A 1,788-nucleotide genomic window follows, 5' to 3' on the forward strand; every position below is an offset into this window, starting at 1 on the left:
CCGTCTGAAAACACTCTCGTGCGGACAGTATCCTCCGACGCATACGGTTTGCGCGCGTACACTGCGCGTCCCTCTTCCCTTGGAAAAGGAGGTGATCCAGCCGCACCTTCCGGTACGACTACCTTGTTACGACTTCACCCCCCTCACAAAGCGTACCTTCGACAGCGTCCCCCTTGCGGTTGGACTGCCGGCTTCGGGTACCCCCTGCTCGGATGGTGTGACGGGCGGTGTGTACAAGGCCCGGGAACGTATTCACCGCGCCGTGCTGATGTGCGGTTACTAGCGATTCCAGCTTCATGAAGTCGAGTTTCAGACTTCAATCCGGACTACGACCGCTTTTCTGCGTTCTGCTCCGCCTCTCGGCTTCGCCCCGCTCTGTGGCGGCCATTGTAGCACGTGTGTAGCCCTGGACATAAGGGCCATGATGACTTGACGTCGTCCCCGCCTTCCTCCTGCTTGTCGCAGGCAGTTCCGCCTGAGTCCTCAGCGCTACCTGTTAGTAACCGGCAGTAGGGGTTGCGCTCGTTGCGGGACTTAACCCAACACCTCACGGCACGAGCTGACGACAGCCATGCAGCACCTGTCAAGAGCCGTATTGCTACGCTCACATATCTCTATATGATCCCTCTTGATGTCAAACCCAGGTAAGGTTCCTCGCGTACCATCGAATTAAACCACATGCTCCACCGCTTGTGCGGGCCCCCGTCAATTCCTTTGAGTTTCACCCTTGCGGGCATACTCCCCAGGCGGTACACTTATCGCGTTTGCTTCGGCACGCACGCTCTTGCGCACACGCCCAGTGTACATCGTTGACTGTGCGGACTACCAGGGTATCTAATCCTGTTTGCTCCCCGCACCTTCGCACCTCAGCGTCAGTCGTCCGCCGGTATCCTGCCTTCGCCATCGGTGTTCTTCCGCATATCTACAGATTTCACCCCTTCACGCGGAATTCCGGATACCCTTCGGCAACTCTAGCTCGCCAGTTCTCAATATAGCTCCGGAGTTGAGCCCCGGTATTTCTTACCAAGCTTGGCGACCCGCCTGCATGCCCTTTACGCCCAATAATTCCGAACAACGCTCGCACCTTACGTGTTACCGCGGCTGCTGGCACGTAATTAGCCGGTGCTTATTCCTGCCCTACCGTCACCGTCCCGGCATTTCCTCCAAAACTTATTCCTCGGACAGAAAAGAACTTTACAACCTTCCGGCCTTCTTCGTTCACGCGGCGTCGCTCCGTCAGGGTTCCCCCCATTGCGGAATATTCTTACCTGCTGCCTCCCGTAGGAGTCTGGGCCGTATCTCAGTCCCAATGTGTCCGTCCGCCCTCTCAGGCCGGATACCCGTCCTCGCCACGGCGGGCCTTTACCCCGCCGTCCAGCTGATGGGCCGCAGACCGATCCCGTCGCGGAGCCGAAGCTCCTTTCCCGCTGTCTACCTCACGTAAACAGTGATCTATCCGGTATTACCCTCTATTTCTACAGGCTGTCCCGGACATCGGGGTACGTTATCCACGTGTTACTCACCAGTCCGCCGCTCTCGGCATTGCTGCCTGCCGCTCGACTTGCATGGTTAAGACGCGCCGCCAGCGTTCGTTCTGAGCCAGGATCAAACTCTCCATCATTATTTTTCCCGGATTGCTCCGGGGCTAATTCCGTCTCGTTTGTCCCCGCTTGCTCTCGCTTAATTCGGGAGACTTGTATATCTCCGCATGCGTCTTGCTTTCTTTCCTTCCCTCTACCTGTCAAACAGCGCACCCGTGATTTGAGCGGGTAGCTAATAATTTACTAC

1 rRNA gene is annotated in these 1,788 nt (G+C 57.2%); it reads right to left on the minus strand.

The window, feature by feature from the left end:
- Positions 1–84: 84 nt before the first annotated feature.
- Positions 85–1,621, minus strand: a 16S ribosomal RNA gene (locus HMPREF0860_RS05740).
- Between the last annotated feature and the right edge of the window lie 167 nt (positions 1,622–1,788).

The sequence above is a fragment of the Treponema socranskii subsp. socranskii VPI DR56BR1116 = ATCC 35536 genome, assembly GCF_000468115.1.
GTDB lineage: Bacteria > Spirochaetota > Spirochaetia > Treponematales > Treponemataceae > Treponema_D > Treponema_D socranskii.